General features: G+C 57.9%; 11 protein-coding genes and 1 pseudogene. 7 read left to right on the top strand and 5 right to left on the bottom strand.

Translation table 11 applies throughout. The features are described 5' to 3' along the window. Nucleotides 1–37: 37 nt before the first annotated feature. Together BLL42_RS07135 and BLL42_RS07130 are read right to left on the bottom strand one after the other, a co-directional pair. Entirely contained in the window at nucleotides 38–1,153 is a 1,116-nt protein-coding gene (locus tag BLL42_RS07135) for an efflux RND transporter periplasmic adaptor subunit (RefSeq protein WP_071551417.1), read from the bottom strand. A 1-nt stretch (nucleotide 1,154) separates the two neighbouring features. Then, nucleotides 1,155–1,814, bottom strand: a complete 660-nt coding sequence (locus BLL42_RS07130; RefSeq protein ID WP_071551416.1) for a DsbA family oxidoreductase — start codon at nucleotides 1,812–1,814, stop codon at nucleotides 1,155–1,157. A gap of 422 nt (nucleotides 1,815–2,236) precedes the next feature. On the opposite strand from BLL42_RS07130, the gene BLL42_RS07120 reads away from it, so the two are divergent. The 3 genes from BLL42_RS07120 (at nucleotide 2,237) to BLL42_RS07110 (ending at nucleotide 4,807) form a co-directional block, all read left to right on the top strand. Then, nucleotides 2,237–2,428 (top strand): YegP family protein, encoded by a 192-nt coding sequence (locus tag BLL42_RS07120; RefSeq protein WP_071551414.1) that lies wholly within the window; start codon nucleotides 2,237–2,239, stop codon nucleotides 2,426–2,428. A gap of 165 nt (nucleotides 2,429–2,593) precedes the next feature. Further along, complete coding sequence (locus BLL42_RS07115; protein ID WP_071551413.1) at nucleotides 2,594–3,532, top strand: LysR substrate-binding domain-containing protein; 939 nt, start codon at nucleotides 2,594–2,596, stop codon at nucleotides 3,530–3,532. 84 nt (nucleotides 3,533–3,616) lie between these two features. Beyond that, nucleotides 3,617–4,807, top strand: coding sequence for a low temperature requirement protein A (locus BLL42_RS07110; protein ID WP_071551412.1), 1,191 nt, complete (start codon nucleotides 3,617–3,619; stop codon nucleotides 4,805–4,807). A 48-nt stretch (nucleotides 4,808–4,855) separates the two neighbouring features. Here BLL42_RS07110 and BLL42_RS07105 read toward each other — a convergent pair whose 3' ends face one another. Both BLL42_RS07105 and BLL42_RS07100 read right to left on the bottom strand, forming a co-directional pair. Then, nucleotides 4,856–5,791, bottom strand: a complete 936-nt coding sequence (locus BLL42_RS07105) for a LysR family transcriptional regulator (RefSeq protein WP_071551411.1) — start codon at nucleotides 5,789–5,791, stop codon at nucleotides 4,856–4,858. Nucleotides 5,792–5,986: 195 nt separating this feature from the next. Then, nucleotides 5,987–6,898 carry a DMT family transporter gene (locus tag BLL42_RS07100; protein ID WP_071551410.1) on the bottom strand — a complete coding sequence of 304 codons (912 nt, stop codon included), beginning with the start codon at nucleotides 6,896–6,898 and terminating at the stop codon, nucleotides 5,987–5,989. A gap of 318 nt (nucleotides 6,899–7,216) precedes the next feature. On the opposite strand from BLL42_RS07100, the gene cynR reads away from it, so the two are divergent. Continuing rightward, a complete protein-coding gene (gene cynR, locus BLL42_RS07095; protein WP_071551409.1) occupies nucleotides 7,217–8,089 on the top strand; it encodes a transcriptional regulator CynR in 873 nt (290 codons plus the stop codon). On the opposite strand, the gene BLL42_RS07090 is transcribed toward cynR, so the two are convergent. Continuing rightward, nucleotides 8,083–8,871, bottom strand: a complete 789-nt coding sequence (locus BLL42_RS07090; RefSeq protein ID WP_071551408.1) for a transporter substrate-binding domain-containing protein — start codon at nucleotides 8,869–8,871, stop codon at nucleotides 8,083–8,085. The two genes, cynR and BLL42_RS07090, sit on opposite strands and share 7 nt — an antisense overlap. 260 nt (nucleotides 8,872–9,131) lie before the next feature. Between BLL42_RS07090 and tssI the strand changes: the two are divergent. The 3 genes and pseudogenes from tssI (at nucleotide 9,132) to BLL42_RS30435 (ending at nucleotide 14,257) form a co-directional block, all read left to right on the top strand. Beyond that, nucleotides 9,132–12,490: pseudogene (gene tssI / locus BLL42_RS07085) on the top strand (type VI secretion system tip protein TssI/VgrG). Continuing rightward, on the top strand, nucleotides 12,483–13,151 hold the full coding sequence (locus tag BLL42_RS07080) for a DUF2931 family protein (RefSeq protein WP_071551407.1): 669 nt from the start codon (nucleotides 12,483–12,485) through the stop codon (nucleotides 13,149–13,151). The pseudogene tssI and the gene BLL42_RS07080 overlap by 8 nt, the downstream one beginning before the upstream one ends. 14 nt (nucleotides 13,152–13,165) lie before the next feature. Next, nucleotides 13,166–14,257, top strand: coding sequence for a hypothetical protein (locus BLL42_RS30435; RefSeq protein ID WP_236721976.1), 1,092 nt, complete (start codon nucleotides 13,166–13,168; stop codon nucleotides 14,255–14,257). Nucleotides 14,258–14,272 lie beyond the last annotated feature (15 nt).

Here is a 14,272-nt window from a genome sequence, read left to right as displayed (position 1 = left end):
GAGCCTTCTTCAGTTGCTCGTTGGCGAGGGGAACGCTTCATTGCTTTTGCGCCATATCCAGGAGCGGGCCATTGTTCTGGGCCATGGCATCCTCGGTGATGCGCACCGGCAGGCCGTTGCTCAGCTTGATCTGGCCGGAAATCACCACGCGCTCGCCGGGTTTGATCGCATCGAGCACGACGATGCGATCGCGATGACGGGGGCCGACCTTGACGAACACCTGCTCGACCTTCAGTTGGCCGCCGTTGTCGCGCACCACAAACACCGAGTTGCCGTAGGCGGTGTAGTTGATCGCGGTTTCCGGCACGGTCAGGGCGGTGGTCGGGTTGGGCAGTGAAATCGTGACGTCGGCGAACATCCCCGGTTTGAGCAACAGGTCAGGATTGTCCAGCGTGGCCTGGACCTGCATGGAGCGGGCGCCCGGATCGATCTGCTGTTCGAGGGTGCTGACAATGGCCTTGAACAACCGGTCCGGGTAGGCGTCGACGCGCAAATGGACCTCTTGGCCAGGTTGCAACTGGGCCGCGGTCTGTTCCGGCATCGGGAAGTTGACGAACAGGCGCGAGAGGTCGGTCAGGGTCACCACCGGATCGCCGGGGTTGAGGTACTGGCCCAGGTTGGCGCGGCGAATACCCAGGACCCCGGCGAACGGTGCGCGGATGGTCTTCTGATTGATCACCGCCTGGACGCCGGCGATCTCCCCGCGCACCTGATCATAGTTGGCCTGAGCCTGATCCAGTTGCGATTGCGTGGAGGCCAGCAGCAAGACTTTGCGGGTGCGTTCCAGGGCCAGCCGGGCGTTCTTGGCCTGGGCCTGTAGCTTGCTCATGTCACCCTGGTCGGGTTCATCATTGAGCTTGATCAGCACCTGGCCGGCGCTGACGCTTTTGCCGGAGGTGAAGTTCAGTTGCACGATCCGCCCGCCGACTTCCGGCGAGACCTGGACCTGATTCACCGCTTCGAGGGTGCCGACGCCGGAAAGCTCCACCGGGATCGGGCCGGAGATCACGCTGGCCACGGCCACCGGGGTCAGCGCGGCCACTGATGCGGCAGGCTTGTCGGCCTTGCCGCTGGCCAACAGCGGGGTGAAGGCGGCAATCCCGATCGCCGCTGCCAGCGCAGTGCCGCCGCTGAGCCAATAAGTCATTTTCATCTCAGTTGTCCTCGACGATCGGCAGGTTGTCAGCAGTGGCTTGCTGGATTTGTTTGAAGTTGCCGCGCAGCATGTCCAGCGACAGAGCCCCCGGTATTACCCACAGTCCTTCGACCACCAGGCTCGGCACCGAGCTGATGTTCAGGGCCCGGCCTCGGGCGAGGTCGTTTTCCAGGGCACTCAGCGCGTGCTGTTCCAGGTACTGGGCGAAGTGTTCCGCGGTGAAGCCTTGCTCCTCGGCCACTTCGAGGATGGTCTGCAGGCTGCCGATGTTGCGGCTCTCTACCAGATGGGCGCGTTGCAGTCGGTCAAACATCAGTTCGTGGGCCTTGGGACCGGCCAGGGCCTGGGCGGTCTGACAGGCTTTGGCGGCCAGCAGGCCCGAGGGGTATTCAAAATCCTGTTGGCGCATGCCTTCGATATTGATGCGCTTGACCTCTTCGGCTTTTGCGCACTGTTCCCAGTGCTGGAGGATTACTTCCTTGGCCTTGGGCATCGAACCGAAACGCTGGATCATCTGCGCGTTGTTCGATTGCAGGACGAAACTGCGATGCTGGATATCCAGATCGAACTCTTCGCTCAACGCTTTCAAACGAGGGCTCAGTACAAAGCACCAGCCACACACAACATCATGAAAATATTCAACTTTTAGAGACGGCATGGGGTATTTCCTGAAATCAATGAGATGGCAGGACTATCCCTTGGCGGGTGATGAACAAAAAAGCGACTTTTTTGAGGTATATCCACCCATGGTGCTCATCATCGGACGGATAGCTGTCGTAGTAGGCAGGTATGGGGGGCGGCGGAATGACGGAGCGATCTTGTTTGTGCTGAGCTTTTTGTGAGCGGATCGGGATGAATGCGGTATAGGCGCTGTATGAAAAATAAGTACTGTTTCCTGAAAAGTGACTGTACTTAGTCACCCTTTTTACGGGCCTCAGTGTCTGTTGGCTTTCGTCGAGACGGAGTGTTTTTTGGGCAATGTTTGCTTACTTTTGAGCGCCGTTAAATCTTGAATCACTCGTCTACTCTGCGTGCACAGACCAGGAGTCTGTCGTTATCAGCTGTCGCAAGGAGCGAACCATGTACTTTGAGATTTACAGGCAGTCGCGAGGCTCCCCGCTTACCGGGAAGGGCCAATGGCGCTGGCGTTTAAGGGCGGCCAATCATGAGACGGTTGCCAGTGGCGAGTCGTACGTCAACAAGGCGGATTGCCTGCACGTGATCGGGTTGATCAAAAGCGTCCACAACGAAACGTCGGTGAAGGAAATCTAGGCAAGTACCTGCTGGAGTGTTGAAGCGAATCTGCCCGGACATGTCGGGCAGCTTCGTGTCGCAGGTCCTGATTGCGGGGGCCGTACAGGGAATTTTTCTTGCCGATAGACGGCGCTCCCCACAGCTTCATAAACTGTCTCCAGTCTTGAGGACTGGAGGCAGCTGATGAATCGTAATGAACTGCGTAAGGCCGACATCAATTTGATGGTGGTGTTCGAGACGCTGATGCTCGAACGCAACGTGACGCGAGTGGCGGAGAAGCTGTTTCTCGGGCAACCGACCATCAGCTCGGCACTCAACCGTTTGCGTGCGATGTTCAACGATCCGCTGTTTATCCGGGTCGGCCACCGCATGGAGCCGACAGCGAGGGCCGAGGAGCTTATTCAACACCTCTCGCCGGCGCTGGATGCATTGTCCTCGGCGTTGAGCCTGACCCACCACTTCGATCCTGCCAGCAGCAACATGACCTTCCGCATCGGGTTGTCCGATGACGTCGAGTTCGGTTTGCTGCCGCCGCTGTTGCGCGCCTTGCGTCAGGAAGCGCCGCAAGTGGTGTTCGTGGTTCAGCATGTCGATTACTGGCGAATTCCGGACTTGCTGGCGTCCGGTGACATCACGGTAGGCATCAGCCAGACCCGCGGCCTGCCGGCCAATGCCAAGCGCAAACTGCTGCGGCACATTCAGCCCTGCATACTGCGCGCCGATGCCTCCGCTACACCCCTGACCCTCGATGAGTACTGTTCGCGGCCCCATGTGCTGGTTTCACACACGGCCAATGTCAGCGGTTTTGCCGATGAGTGGCTGGCCGAAATCGGTCGCAAGCGCCAGGTGGTGCTCTCGGTGCCGCAATACAGTGCCTTGCCGGCCCTGCTCGCGGGGACCGATCTGATTGCCAGCTTGCCGGACTACACCGCAACAGCGATGGCCGCCTTGGGCCAGTTGTTCAAGGAGCCGTTCCCGTTCAAGACGCCGACCCTGGACCTGTCCATGGTCTGGCTGAGTCATGTTGATACCGACCCCGCCGAACGCTGGCTGCGCGCACGTCTTGAAGCCTTTATGAGTGAGCACGGTGTGTCCGGGATACAGAGCGACAAGTTGCTCTGACGGTCGCCGACGGCGGCTTGCTTGCTCGACACAGTGCTGTTTTGCTGCAAGTGTTTTCCCGAACATTCACCGGAGACTCATCCCATGAGCAGTTCCCGTTCTCTGTTGCGTGGGCGCGGCAGTTACGACAGTGGCAAGGTTGGCATGGTCGAGCTGTTTTTCGATCTGGTGTTCGTGTTCGCCGTCACCCAGCTTTCCCACTCCTTGCTCGCGAACCTGACGATAGGTGGCGCGGTGCAGGTCGCGTTGATGATGGTGGCGGTGTGGTGGGTGTGGATCTTCACCTCTTGGGTAACCAACTGGCTCGACCCGGAAAAGTTGCCGATCCGCCTCGGTCTATTCGGTTTGATGGTCGCCGGCCTGTTGCTGTCGTCGTCGATTCCCAAGGCCTTTACCGAGCGTGGAGTGATGTTCGCCGCAGCCTTTGTGTTCATGCAGGTCGGCCGCACGCTGTTCGCGATCTGGGCGGTGCGTGGCGAACCGTTGAACATGACCCGCAACTTCCAGCGAATTCTGGCGTGGATGGTGCTGTCCGGGGTGTTCTGGATCAGCGGTGCGCTGCTTGAGGGCGATCAGCGCCTGGCCTGCTGGGCTCTGGCATTACTGATCGAACTGATCTCGCCGTCGCTGTACTTCTGGGTGCCGGGGCTCGGTCGTTCAACGCTGGCCGACTGGAACGTCGAGGGCAGTCACATGGCCGAACGCTGTGGTCTGTTCGTGATCATTGCTCTGGGCGAGTCGCTGCTGGTGACCGGTGCAACCTTCGCCGAGCGGGTGCTGAACGGGCAGGCGCTGACGGGGTTTCTGATTGCCGTGCTGGGCAGCGTGGCCATGTGGTGGGTGTATTTCGACAGCGGCGCGGAGCGCGCTCACCATCGAATCGCACATTCCAGCGACCCTGGGCGACAGGCGCGAATTGCCTACACCTACCTGCATGTCTTGATCGTTGCCGGGATCATTGTCAGCGCAGTGGCCGATGAGTGGGTGCTGGTGCATCCGGAGTACGCGAGCGATGCCGGGATCATTGTGATCGTCGCCGGGCCCTGGCTGTTCTTGTTGGGATGTGCGTTGTTCAAGTGGGTCATGGCCGATCGGATTTTGCCGCCGCTGTCTCATCTGGTGGGCCTGGCGCTGCTGCTCGCACTATTGCCTGCTGCGCTGAATCAGCTGTTTTCCGCGTTACTGCTGGGTGGGCTGACGACCGCGGTGATGATTCTGGTAGCGGCGTGGGAAACGCGGGCACTGCGTGAATCGCTACCGGCGCAGGAGCATTGAGGCGTCAGATGGACTGCCATCAGCCACTGACGATTCGTGTGCTGGCCCTCAGAGAAAACCCTGTTCTGCGCAGGCCTTGACCACTTGCTCGCGAAGCCAGGTGTTGGCGCTGTCCAGCTCGCGGGTTTGACTCCATTGCATCTCGAGGGTGAACCCTGGTACGCCGTTTGGTGCCTCGCAGTGGCTGAAGATCGCGTCTTTGGCCAGCAGGTGCTGGATGCGCCGGGGCATGGTCAGAATGAAGTCAGTCCCGGTGATCAACTTCAGTGCAGCGCTATAGCTGTTGGAGCGTGCAACGATCTGGCGTTTGTGCGCCTGTTGGGCGAGCCAGCCGTCGACCATGTTGGTGCTGGAAGTCCATGGCGTAGGGAACACGTGTCGGCGTTCGACGTAGGCTTTCAGGCTGATGCGAGGTTCCAGCGGTGTCGCCCGTTTATCGAAAACGCACACCAGATCGTCCTCAAGCAACACCTGGGATCTGAAGTCATGGTGGCTGCGGTGAAAGTTCGGGCCGAAGCCAATCACCAGGTCGAGGCTGCCATCGCGCAGTTCTTCGGCGGGGATGTCGGTTTCGAGTTTGTGCACATTGACGATCACCGGCAGGTCGGCGAAATCGAAGTTCTTCAATAGCCGCGGCAGGATCAGATGCTCGAAGTATTCCGGCGCACAGATATTGAAGGTCACGGCTTGCCGCGTCGGGTCGAATGCCTGAACCCCGGCATGGCACAGGTTGATGCTTTCGAGAATCTTCAGCACGTGTGTGTACATGGTGCCGGCTTTGTAGGTCGGACGCATACCGGTGCGGGTATTGATAAACAGCTCGTCCTCGAAACTGGTGCGCAGTTTCTTCAGGCAGTAACTCACCGTGGACTGGCTGACAAACAGCGCTTCAGACACACCGGTGACGCTGCTTTGCTCATACACGGCGATGAACACCATGAGGTCCTGCATGTCGAGCTTTCTAAGCAAGTTACTGTTCAGCATCCGTACTGTCTCACTCCGCTCGTTGCGCAAGTTGTGCGCAAACGTGTGCGAGTGATGCTAACGGAACGATCGTCCTAGGAGAATGGCTCGTAGGACAATTCACAGACAAGTGTGGGACAGAAACTGTAACGAATACGACGTCTGTCCCACCGGAGCCCGGGGTTGCTGAAACCCTTCAGCGGTGCGCGGCGATGTTTACGCCGTTACCGGGAGCGCGCGGCGGCTGGAGATCACCAGCGCGAGCATCCCGATGGCCACCAGCAAGGCACCCACGAGTTCCAGCATCAACGGTTGCTGCGACAACCAGAACCAATGGAACAAGGTAATGAACAACGTGCTGAGGTAGACGTAGGAAATGACCGTGGACGGTGCAATCACCCCGATCGCCCGGTGCAGCAGCCAGAAGGTTGCCAGGGTCGCGAACAGCGCCAGGTAGACCAGCCAGAACAGATCATGGGCAGACAACAGGGCGCCGGATCGCCAGCCGCCATTGACCAGGCAGAACGCGAACAGAAACAGCGAGCCGAAGAGCATGTTCCAGAACGTCATCACCACTGGCCCACGGCCCTTGAGGCTGTGCGCCTTGAAGCGCTGACTCAGTGGTGAGTAAAGCGCCATCGCCAGGCAGCCAACCCCGAACACCGTCACCGCGTAGAGCGAAGGGACTTCGCCGGGGCCTGTGCCCTTGAGGATCAGCAGCAGCGCACCGGCCGCCGCAATCAGCATCGGCAGCAGGCGGCTTTTCGAACGATTGCCAGGTGTCAGGAAGGCCTCGAAGAACAGCGTCATCAACGGCACCAGGGTAAACAGGGTGCCGGTGTTGACCGCCGAGGTGTAGCGCAGCGCTTCAAACAACGAGCCGAAATACACGGCCAGCAACAGCCCAAGCCAGGCATGACTGACAAGGCCTTTAGCGGTGATCGTTGTGCCGCCGTTGAGCAGCAGCATCGGCAGAAACGCCAATGCCGAAAACAGCAGCCGCAGGCCGGTCAGCAGGATCGGGTCGATGGATTGGCTGACTTCGGCGGCGGCAAAAAACGAGGCGGCAACCAACACCGCCCAAAGCAACATGCCCGCGTTGGCGGAGGCGAAACTGGTGTGTTTCATCGGTGTGTCCCTGATTAATCAATGGGGTTGGTGTAACAGGTGTTGCGGGCTGAGGATCACGGCGATCATCAGCCAGACAGCAGGCTGGGAGGTGACGCGAACGTTTCCATCACGTTGCCTTGAAGGGCAAGGTCTGGATTAGGCGGTGCGCGGCGGGAGTCGGCAAATCAGAAAGTCATGTGCGGTATTTAAAAATCAAATACTGTTCGGGTTACCGGAAAATATCGCAAAGGATAGCGCACGGATAACGTTTCCAGCGATAGCCTTACGGACCGGCTTGTGATGCTCTCCATAATCCATGTCTATAGTTGAGCCGGCATGCTGCTACGCCATATCCGTTACTTGCTCGCCGTCGCTGAGCATCGCAACTTCACTCGGGCCGCCGAGGCCTTGCATGTCTCGCAGCCAACGCTGTCGCAGCAGATCAAGCAACTTGAGGATGTCCTCGGTGCGCCGTTGTTCGATCGTTCCGGGCGTACGGTGCGTTTGACCGATGCCGGCGAGGCGTATGTGCGTTATGCGCGGTTGGCCTTGCAGGACCTGGAGGCAGGCAAACGCGCGATGCACGACGTGCAGGATCTGACACGCGGCTCGTTGCGGCTGGCCATGACGCCGACCTTCACCGCTTACCTGATCGGCCCGTTGCTGGCGCGCTTCAACAGTCTGTATCCGGGCATCAACCTGAGCGTCGAGGAAATGACCCAGGACCAGATCGAGGCCGCGCTGGCCGCAGACCGACTGGACATCGGCATCGCGTTCACCGGCAGTCACCTGGCGGACATCGACAGCCAGACGCTGTTTGCCGAAACCTTGAGCCTGGTCGTCAGTGAGGCGCATCCAGGGTTTGCCCGGCAACAATCACTCGATGCGCAGGCGCTGGGCCAGCAGTCGCTGGTGTTGCTCAGTGGCGATTTTGCAACCCGCCAGCACATCGACCTGTATTGCCGACAGCAGGGCATCGCGCCGCGTATCGCCATCGAAGCCAACTCCATCAGCGCGATAGTCGAGATTGTTCGTCGCGGGCAACTGGCGACCATTCTCCCCGAGGCCATCACCCGGGAGCTGCCGGGATTGCGCCCGCTGGCGCTGCAACCGGCGTTGCCACAACGCACGGTGGCATTGCTCAGTCGCAAAGGGGCTTATTGCAGCGCGGCGAGTGAGGCATTCAGGGCGCTGGCCAGTGCTCAGTGACCGGGAGCGGGAGCGGCCAGCCACTGGGCGAGCACTGCATCATAGGCACCCGTGGCTTTGCTCAGGTGTAGCCACTGATCCACATAGGCTTTCCAGGCCACATCATCGCGAGGGAGCAAGTAGGCTTTCTCGCTGTACTGCAAGTACTGCTCAGGATTGACCGCGCACAAACCGGGTTTGAGCTTTTGCTGATACCGCGCTTCAGAGGCGTCGGTGATCATCACGTCTGCCTTGTTTTCCAGCAATTGCTCGAAAATCGTTACGTTGTCCGGGAACAGAGTCAGCGTGGCGTTGGGCAGGTGAGTGCGGGCAAAGACTTCGTTGGTACCGCCTGCGGGCTCGATCAATCGCACGGAAGACTGGTTGAGCTGTTCGACGGATTGATAGCGTTGCTGATCTTCGCAACGGACCAGCGGGATTTTTCCGTCGACGCCGAGCGTGTCGCTGAAAGAGGCCTTTTTCTGCCGCTCCAGTGACACCGAAATGCCGCCCATAGCGATGTCGCAGCGATTGGCCAGAAAATCCGTCATCAGGTTCTTCCAGGTAGTGGGAACCCATTGCACGTCAACGTTCAGACTTTTCGCCAGGGAGTGGGCCATGGCGATATCGATCCCTTCATATTCTCCCTCTGTGCGCAGGTAGGTGTAAGGCTTGTAATCGCCGGTGGTACAGACCTTCAGGTGACCGCGTTCAATCACCTGGTCCAGGTGCGACGGTGCATTCTGGGCATAGACCTGGACGCTGAACGTGAGCAAGGAGCAGAGCAGTAAACGTGCTTTCATCGGGTCGTCCTTGAGTGTTGCCAGAGGATGAGGAGTGATCGGCGTCAGTTTAACAAGCACTGCAATAAGCGTCCGACTGCACTGTTTTTGTCGTTGGCTAACGCAACACTTTGAAACACGGAGCGCTCCGACTGACGTTAGGGAGCCTTCCTACATTATTCCGCTTGCCAGCTTGTTAGCGTGTCCAGAAGTTCACGCGAGCAAGACCAAGGACGGTTTGGATATCGCGCGTTGTTGCCATCCCGCTAAAGGATAAGCGAATGTTCCAACCGTCCAATACGGCGCACGTTTCACTGCAGGTTCCCGGTGTTCGCAACGACTTCAAGGTGCTGGCCTTCGACGGCACCGAAGCCATCAGCAGCCTGTATGCCATTCGGGTGGAGCTGGTCAGCGAGTACCCGGATTTCGATCTGGAGAGCCTGCTCAGCCAGCCGGCCTTTCTCCAGTTCGGTCATCACGGCGAAGGTATTCATGGGCGTATCGAAGAAGTGGCGGGGGGCGAACCCGGCAGGCGTCTCACCCGCTATCACCTGACGTTGGTGCCGGCGCTGTACTACTTGCAGTTCAGCCATGACCAACGGATTTTCCAGCACCTGACGGTGCCGCAAATCGTCGCACAGGTGCTCAAGGGGCACGGCATTCAGAGCGATGCCTTTACCTTCCACGTCAGGACCTGCCCCGAACGCGAATACTGCGTTCAATACGGGGAAAACGATTTTGAGTTCATCCAGCGACTGTGCGCCGAAGAGGGAATCGCGTGGCACTACCAGCATTCCCCGGACGGCCATTTGCTGGTGTTTACCGAGGATCAGGTGTTCGTCCCTACACTGGGCGAAACCCCTTACCGACAAGACTCCGGCATGGTGGCAGAGCACCCGGTCATCAACCAGCTCTCCTTGAGCTTCAAGACCCGAACCAGCACGGTCACCCGCCGGGACTATGACTTCCAGCGCCCCAGTCTGTTACTGGAAAACCGCATTACCGCCGAATTCACTCCAACCCTCGAAGACTATCGCTTTCCACTGTCGATGGAGACCGAAAAGCGCGGCAAACAGCTGGTCCAGCAGGCGCTGGAACGACACCGTACTGACTATGCGGTGGCCAAGGGTCAAAGCAATCAACCCCTGTTGCGCAACGGCCACTTCTTCGGGCTGACCGAACACCCGAACAAAAAGTACAACGATCTGTGGCTGTTACTGAGCGTGACGCATGCAGGAAAACAACCTCAATCACTCGAAGAAGCGCTCACCAATGACGCCGTGCCCAAGGACGGTTTCACCCAAGGCTACCGCAACACATTCGCGGCGATTCCGTGGGACGTGGCCTACCGCCCACCGCAGCCCTCCCGAGAACCCATGGTCAACCAGACCGCTCGCGTCGTCGGGCCTCCCGGCGAAGAGATTTATTGCGATGAACACGGGCGGGTAAAGATCAAATTTCCGTGGGACCGGGCGGAACTCAACAACGAAAGGAGCAGTTGCTGGGTGAGGGTTTCATCCAACTGGGCGGGTGAAGGGTTCGGGGCAGCAACTATCCCGCGTGTTGGCATGGAAGTCGTGGTGAGTTTTCTGGAGGGTAATCCCGACAAGCCGGTAATCACCGGTTGCGTGCCGAACAAGGTCACGTCTGTGCCCTACCCCTTGCCCGAGAACAAAACCAAAACCGTGCTGCGCAGCCACAGCACTCCCAGCACAGGTGGTTACAACGAACTGTCGATCGAGGATCGCGCCGGGCAGGAGTTGATCTACCTGCGTGCCCAGCGGGACATGGAGCAGAAGGTTGAAAACGACAGCCGGCTGGAAGTGGGCAATGAACGCCGGGAAACCATCAAGGGCAACTATCATTTGCAGGTTGCCGGGAACAGCTATACGCAAATAGGCGAAACGCTGGTGATCGAGGTCGATGAGACGGTTCATATCGACGCCGGAATCAGTATTACGATGGAAGCGGGAGCCAGTGTCACTTTCAAGGCAGGGGGCACTTCCTCACGATCAATGATGACGGAGTTTTCACCAGTACCGCGATTAAGCCGTGTAATCCGCTTGCACCTGGGACAGCGGCCCAAGTCATATTGCCGCCGGAGATGTTGGAGAGGTTGCTGGCGGCCAAACCCCTCTTGCAGCCGGAAAACGACGCGTCGGACGAGTTGGAGGAAGAGGAGGAAGAAGTCGAACTGGAGGGGATTACCTTACGGATCGGCGTGTTCTTTGATGGCACCGGCAACAACAAAGCCAACAGCGAAACCGTGGCGGCCTGCTATGCCCCGGACGCCAATCTGGTCGAAGCCGCCGAGGAGATACAAAAGCACTGCGCCGCCAATGGGTATGACGGCAATGGGAGCACGCCGGACGATAGTTATGGGAATGATGTGAGCAACATTGTGCGGCTCTACAAGCTTTATGAAGATCAAGTGGACGAAACCGTCCTACCAACCGCAACCAAGACCTCAATTGCCATTTACGTCGAAGGCATCGGAACCACCAGCAATGATGCTGACTCGCTTTACTCGCAGGCAACGGGTCTGGGCGAAACAGGGGTAGTTGCCCGAGTCGAACAGAGTCCGGCACTTATCATGGAGCAGCTGCGCCGGCTAAACGAAAAGAACCCGGACATGGCAGTTGATCGGATTGAATTCGATATTTTCGGTTTCAGCCGGGGGGCGGCAGCGGCGAGGCACTTTGCGAACGAAGTGCTCAAGGGCGAGCACAGCATTCTGGCGAATGCACTGCCAACTGGTTCTCCAATTTTGTCCAGCCGCTTTAACTGGACCGATGTCACCATCAACTTCATCGGCCTGTTCGATACCGTGGCAGCTATTGCCAACCCTTGGTTGTTCGATTTCAGTGGCGCCAACAGCAGAAACCCCGGCGTCAATCTCGGGCTGCCGGAGGGCTGCGCCAACAAAGTGGTGCATCTGGTTGCCCGCGACGAAATCCGCGAAAACTTCGCCCTCAACAGCGCCGGTAGCGCGGATCTGCTCTTGCCCGGTGTGCACTCGGACCTCGGCGGCGGTTATCTGCCAAAGGCCAGGGAAAAACTCCTGCTGGGCAAACCCGTTACCAGCAAAATTAGCCAGGATCGAGCATCGAACCGCAGTGCCGCTTACCTTATCGCCGAAAAAGAATTGTTCACCTGGTATGAAAAAGGCGTCACCGAATTCGACGGCCCAGGCGACGAGCTTAGAGTGGCACTCTGGGAACGCCCCTTGCCCCAATCAACAGAACGAGGCAGAACCAATCCAGACCCAGAGAAGGAGGTTTTTGCCGCGGCCAGTATTGAGCGCCCGGTGCGCGGTGAACTGTCGCTGGTGTATTTGCGCATCATGCGCGAATTGGCCGTCAGGCATGACGTGCCGTTTGACATCATTGATGTCAACGACCCAAAACTGGCCTTGCCTGACGAGCTGGACCCCATCCACAAAAAGCTCCAAGCATACGCATTGGGGGAATCGGCAATCGAGGGGCTGACGTTTGAAGAACGGGCCTTGTTACGCAGTCGCTATATCCACCTTTCCGCGCACTGGAACGCCGTCAAAAACCTGAACAGCAGCGGCATGGACATTGTGTTCATCAACCGCCCAGCCGAAAAAAACCAGCGTGTGGTGCATCCCAATGAGTAACTTCGGCCGCCTTATCAAAAAAGGCGAAGGCCTGCTTTTGGCGCTGATGTTGTTTGGCTGCACACAAAGCTTCGCGCAATCCAGTAATGACCTGCCCTGGTTCTTGGGCTTTTCAGCACCGGCCTATATGGACGTCTGGATCGAAACAGCGGACGTGGTGGATATCCATGAACGTGTATTCAAGGGGGCGGGAGGCGGTATCGCTTCTGTTCCAAAACCTCCAAATAATCAAGGTGTCGCCAAAGGATGGAGCAGCAGCAATGGTGGTGGTAAGGGACGACATGTTACTGGCGCCGACTTGCCCCGATTGATCTACATTCGCTGGCAATCCTTAGTCGAACCGCAAACCTACGAGGCCTACATCGTCATTCCCGAGTCAGCACGGGAGATCATGCGCAAACCCGAAAAAGCCTTTTGCAGAGCTGACGGCAAATGGATCACCGACTACCGCGACGACATCGGCATTGGTCTGGCGCCGGGCGGCATTGCCAAAGTCTGGCTCGGTGGGCCCTGCCTGAAGGCAGTCGAGATTGCTCGGGTGGAAGGGACTATCAACCCGAAAGGCCCTTATGAAGGTAAATCCGGCGGCAAACATCGGCCCCTGTCTGAAGTATCCAAAGCCTACATAGAAAAATTCGGCATCCCCTACGGGAGCTGGTAAAGGAGCGTTAATACATGGATTTAAGAACTCTATTTTTCGCAGCGTTTATGTGGCTGCCCACCGCCTACGCCGCAGCCGAACCCCGCCCGCTGGAAGGGCATTACTACTTGCGCGGCGCAATGGAAATGGGAGCGGAGTTGTTGCTACGAAAGGACGGTACTTTTGCCGGGGGTGTGGCTTATGGAAGTGCCGGTGGTATCGCCAAGGGGACATGGCATGTCGAGGACGACATCCTGACGCTAGAGACTGAGGCCGATTCTCAACCGGCAAAGAAACTCGCCTTCAACTTTTCTAGAGAGAGAACCCTGGCTGAACTTGAGGAGTATTCCCAATACAGCAATAACGACAATGTTGATCTAGTGCGCAAAAACTATGTGATGGAGATGCGGTACGCTCGTCTCCACCCTAAGCCACCGGCCATCAAGCCTGTGTACGTCAGTTTCGAATTTTCCCAAGGACCTTCCAGCCAGCTGCTATTGAATTCGAATGAACAAACAGACCTTTGGTTGCCATACGATCCGCAACGAACACTGAAAAAAATAGGTTTCGCCACCAGCCGCAGTTCAAGTCCAAGCCAGTGGTTCGACGTTTCACCTGCCAGTCGCTCATTCAGCATTGGCTGGAAAAAGCCGAAAAACCAACCGATATCATTTGAAAAACCTGAAGAGAGCGGACTGGCCGAAACTCAACGTTTCTTGGCGGCTGACGCGCAAGATCGTATCAGCAAGAATTACATGGTTACGCTGTTTCACTACGACCCCATCACTCCACCCGCCGTCAATCCAGTCGATGTGTACTGGCAATTTCAAGACGGATCAACCCAGCAACAAATCTGGGCGGATTCGAACCAGCTAAAGTTGACCCAGCCCTATAGCGCCACACAAACCTTGCAAAAAGTTGGCCTGCGGATGAAAGGTTCGACCAAGGATATTCAGTGGTTTGATATCACGCCTGACACCCGATGGCTGGGTTTTGAGTGGGAAGCCTACCCCGATCCCGCAAATGGCGATTTGTCTGTCCTGTTTCAAGATCTGCGGCTGGCGATTGAACCCGACTGCCTGGCAGTGGATTTCGGCAATGGTAAAGCCTGCTTTCGTCGTAACTGACCACGTGCACAAGCG

The sequence above is a fragment of the Pseudomonas frederiksbergensis genome (genome assembly GCF_001874645.1).
GTDB lineage: Bacteria > Pseudomonadota > Gammaproteobacteria > Pseudomonadales > Pseudomonadaceae > Aquipseudomonas > Aquipseudomonas frederiksbergensis_B.
The sequence above is the reverse complement of the archived record's forward strand: the minus strand, read 5'-3'. Positions and strand labels throughout refer to the sequence as shown.

Excerpts from the sequence above, each read along its gene's own strand:
- BLL42_RS07080 (WP_071551407.1), top strand. The coding sequence starts at position 12,483 with ATGAGTAACTTCGGCCGCCTTATCAAAAAAGGCGAAGGCCTGCTTTTG.
- BLL42_RS07100 (WP_071551410.1), bottom strand. The coding sequence starts at position 6,898 with ATGAAACACACCAGTTTCGCCTCCGCCAACGCGGGCATGTTGCTTTGG.
- BLL42_RS07105 (WP_071551411.1), bottom strand. The coding sequence starts at position 5,791 with ATGCTGAACAGTAACTTGCTTAGAAAGCTCGACATGCAGGACCTCATG.
- BLL42_RS07090 (WP_071551408.1), bottom strand. The coding sequence starts at position 8,871 with ATGAAAGCACGTTTACTGCTCTGCTCCTTGCTCACGTTCAGCGTCCAG.
- BLL42_RS07120 (WP_071551414.1), top strand. The coding sequence starts at position 2,237 with ATGTACTTTGAGATTTACAGGCAGTCGCGAGGCTCCCCGCTTACCGGG.
- BLL42_RS07130 (WP_071551416.1), bottom strand. The coding sequence starts at position 1,814 with ATGCCGTCTCTAAAAGTTGAATATTTTCATGATGTTGTGTGTGGCTGG.
- BLL42_RS07110 (WP_071551412.1), top strand. The coding sequence starts at position 3,617 with ATGAGCAGTTCCCGTTCTCTGTTGCGTGGGCGCGGCAGTTACGACAGT.
- BLL42_RS07115 (WP_071551413.1), top strand. The coding sequence starts at position 2,594 with ATGAATCGTAATGAACTGCGTAAGGCCGACATCAATTTGATGGTGGTG.
- cynR (WP_071551409.1), top strand. The coding sequence starts at position 7,217 with ATGCTGCTACGCCATATCCGTTACTTGCTCGCCGTCGCTGAGCATCGC.
- BLL42_RS30435 (WP_236721976.1), top strand. The coding sequence starts at position 13,166 with ATGGATTTAAGAACTCTATTTTTCGCAGCGTTTATGTGGCTGCCCACC.
- BLL42_RS07135 (WP_071551417.1), bottom strand. The coding sequence starts at position 1,153 with ATGAAAATGACTTATTGGCTCAGCGGCGGCACTGCGCTGGCAGCGGCG.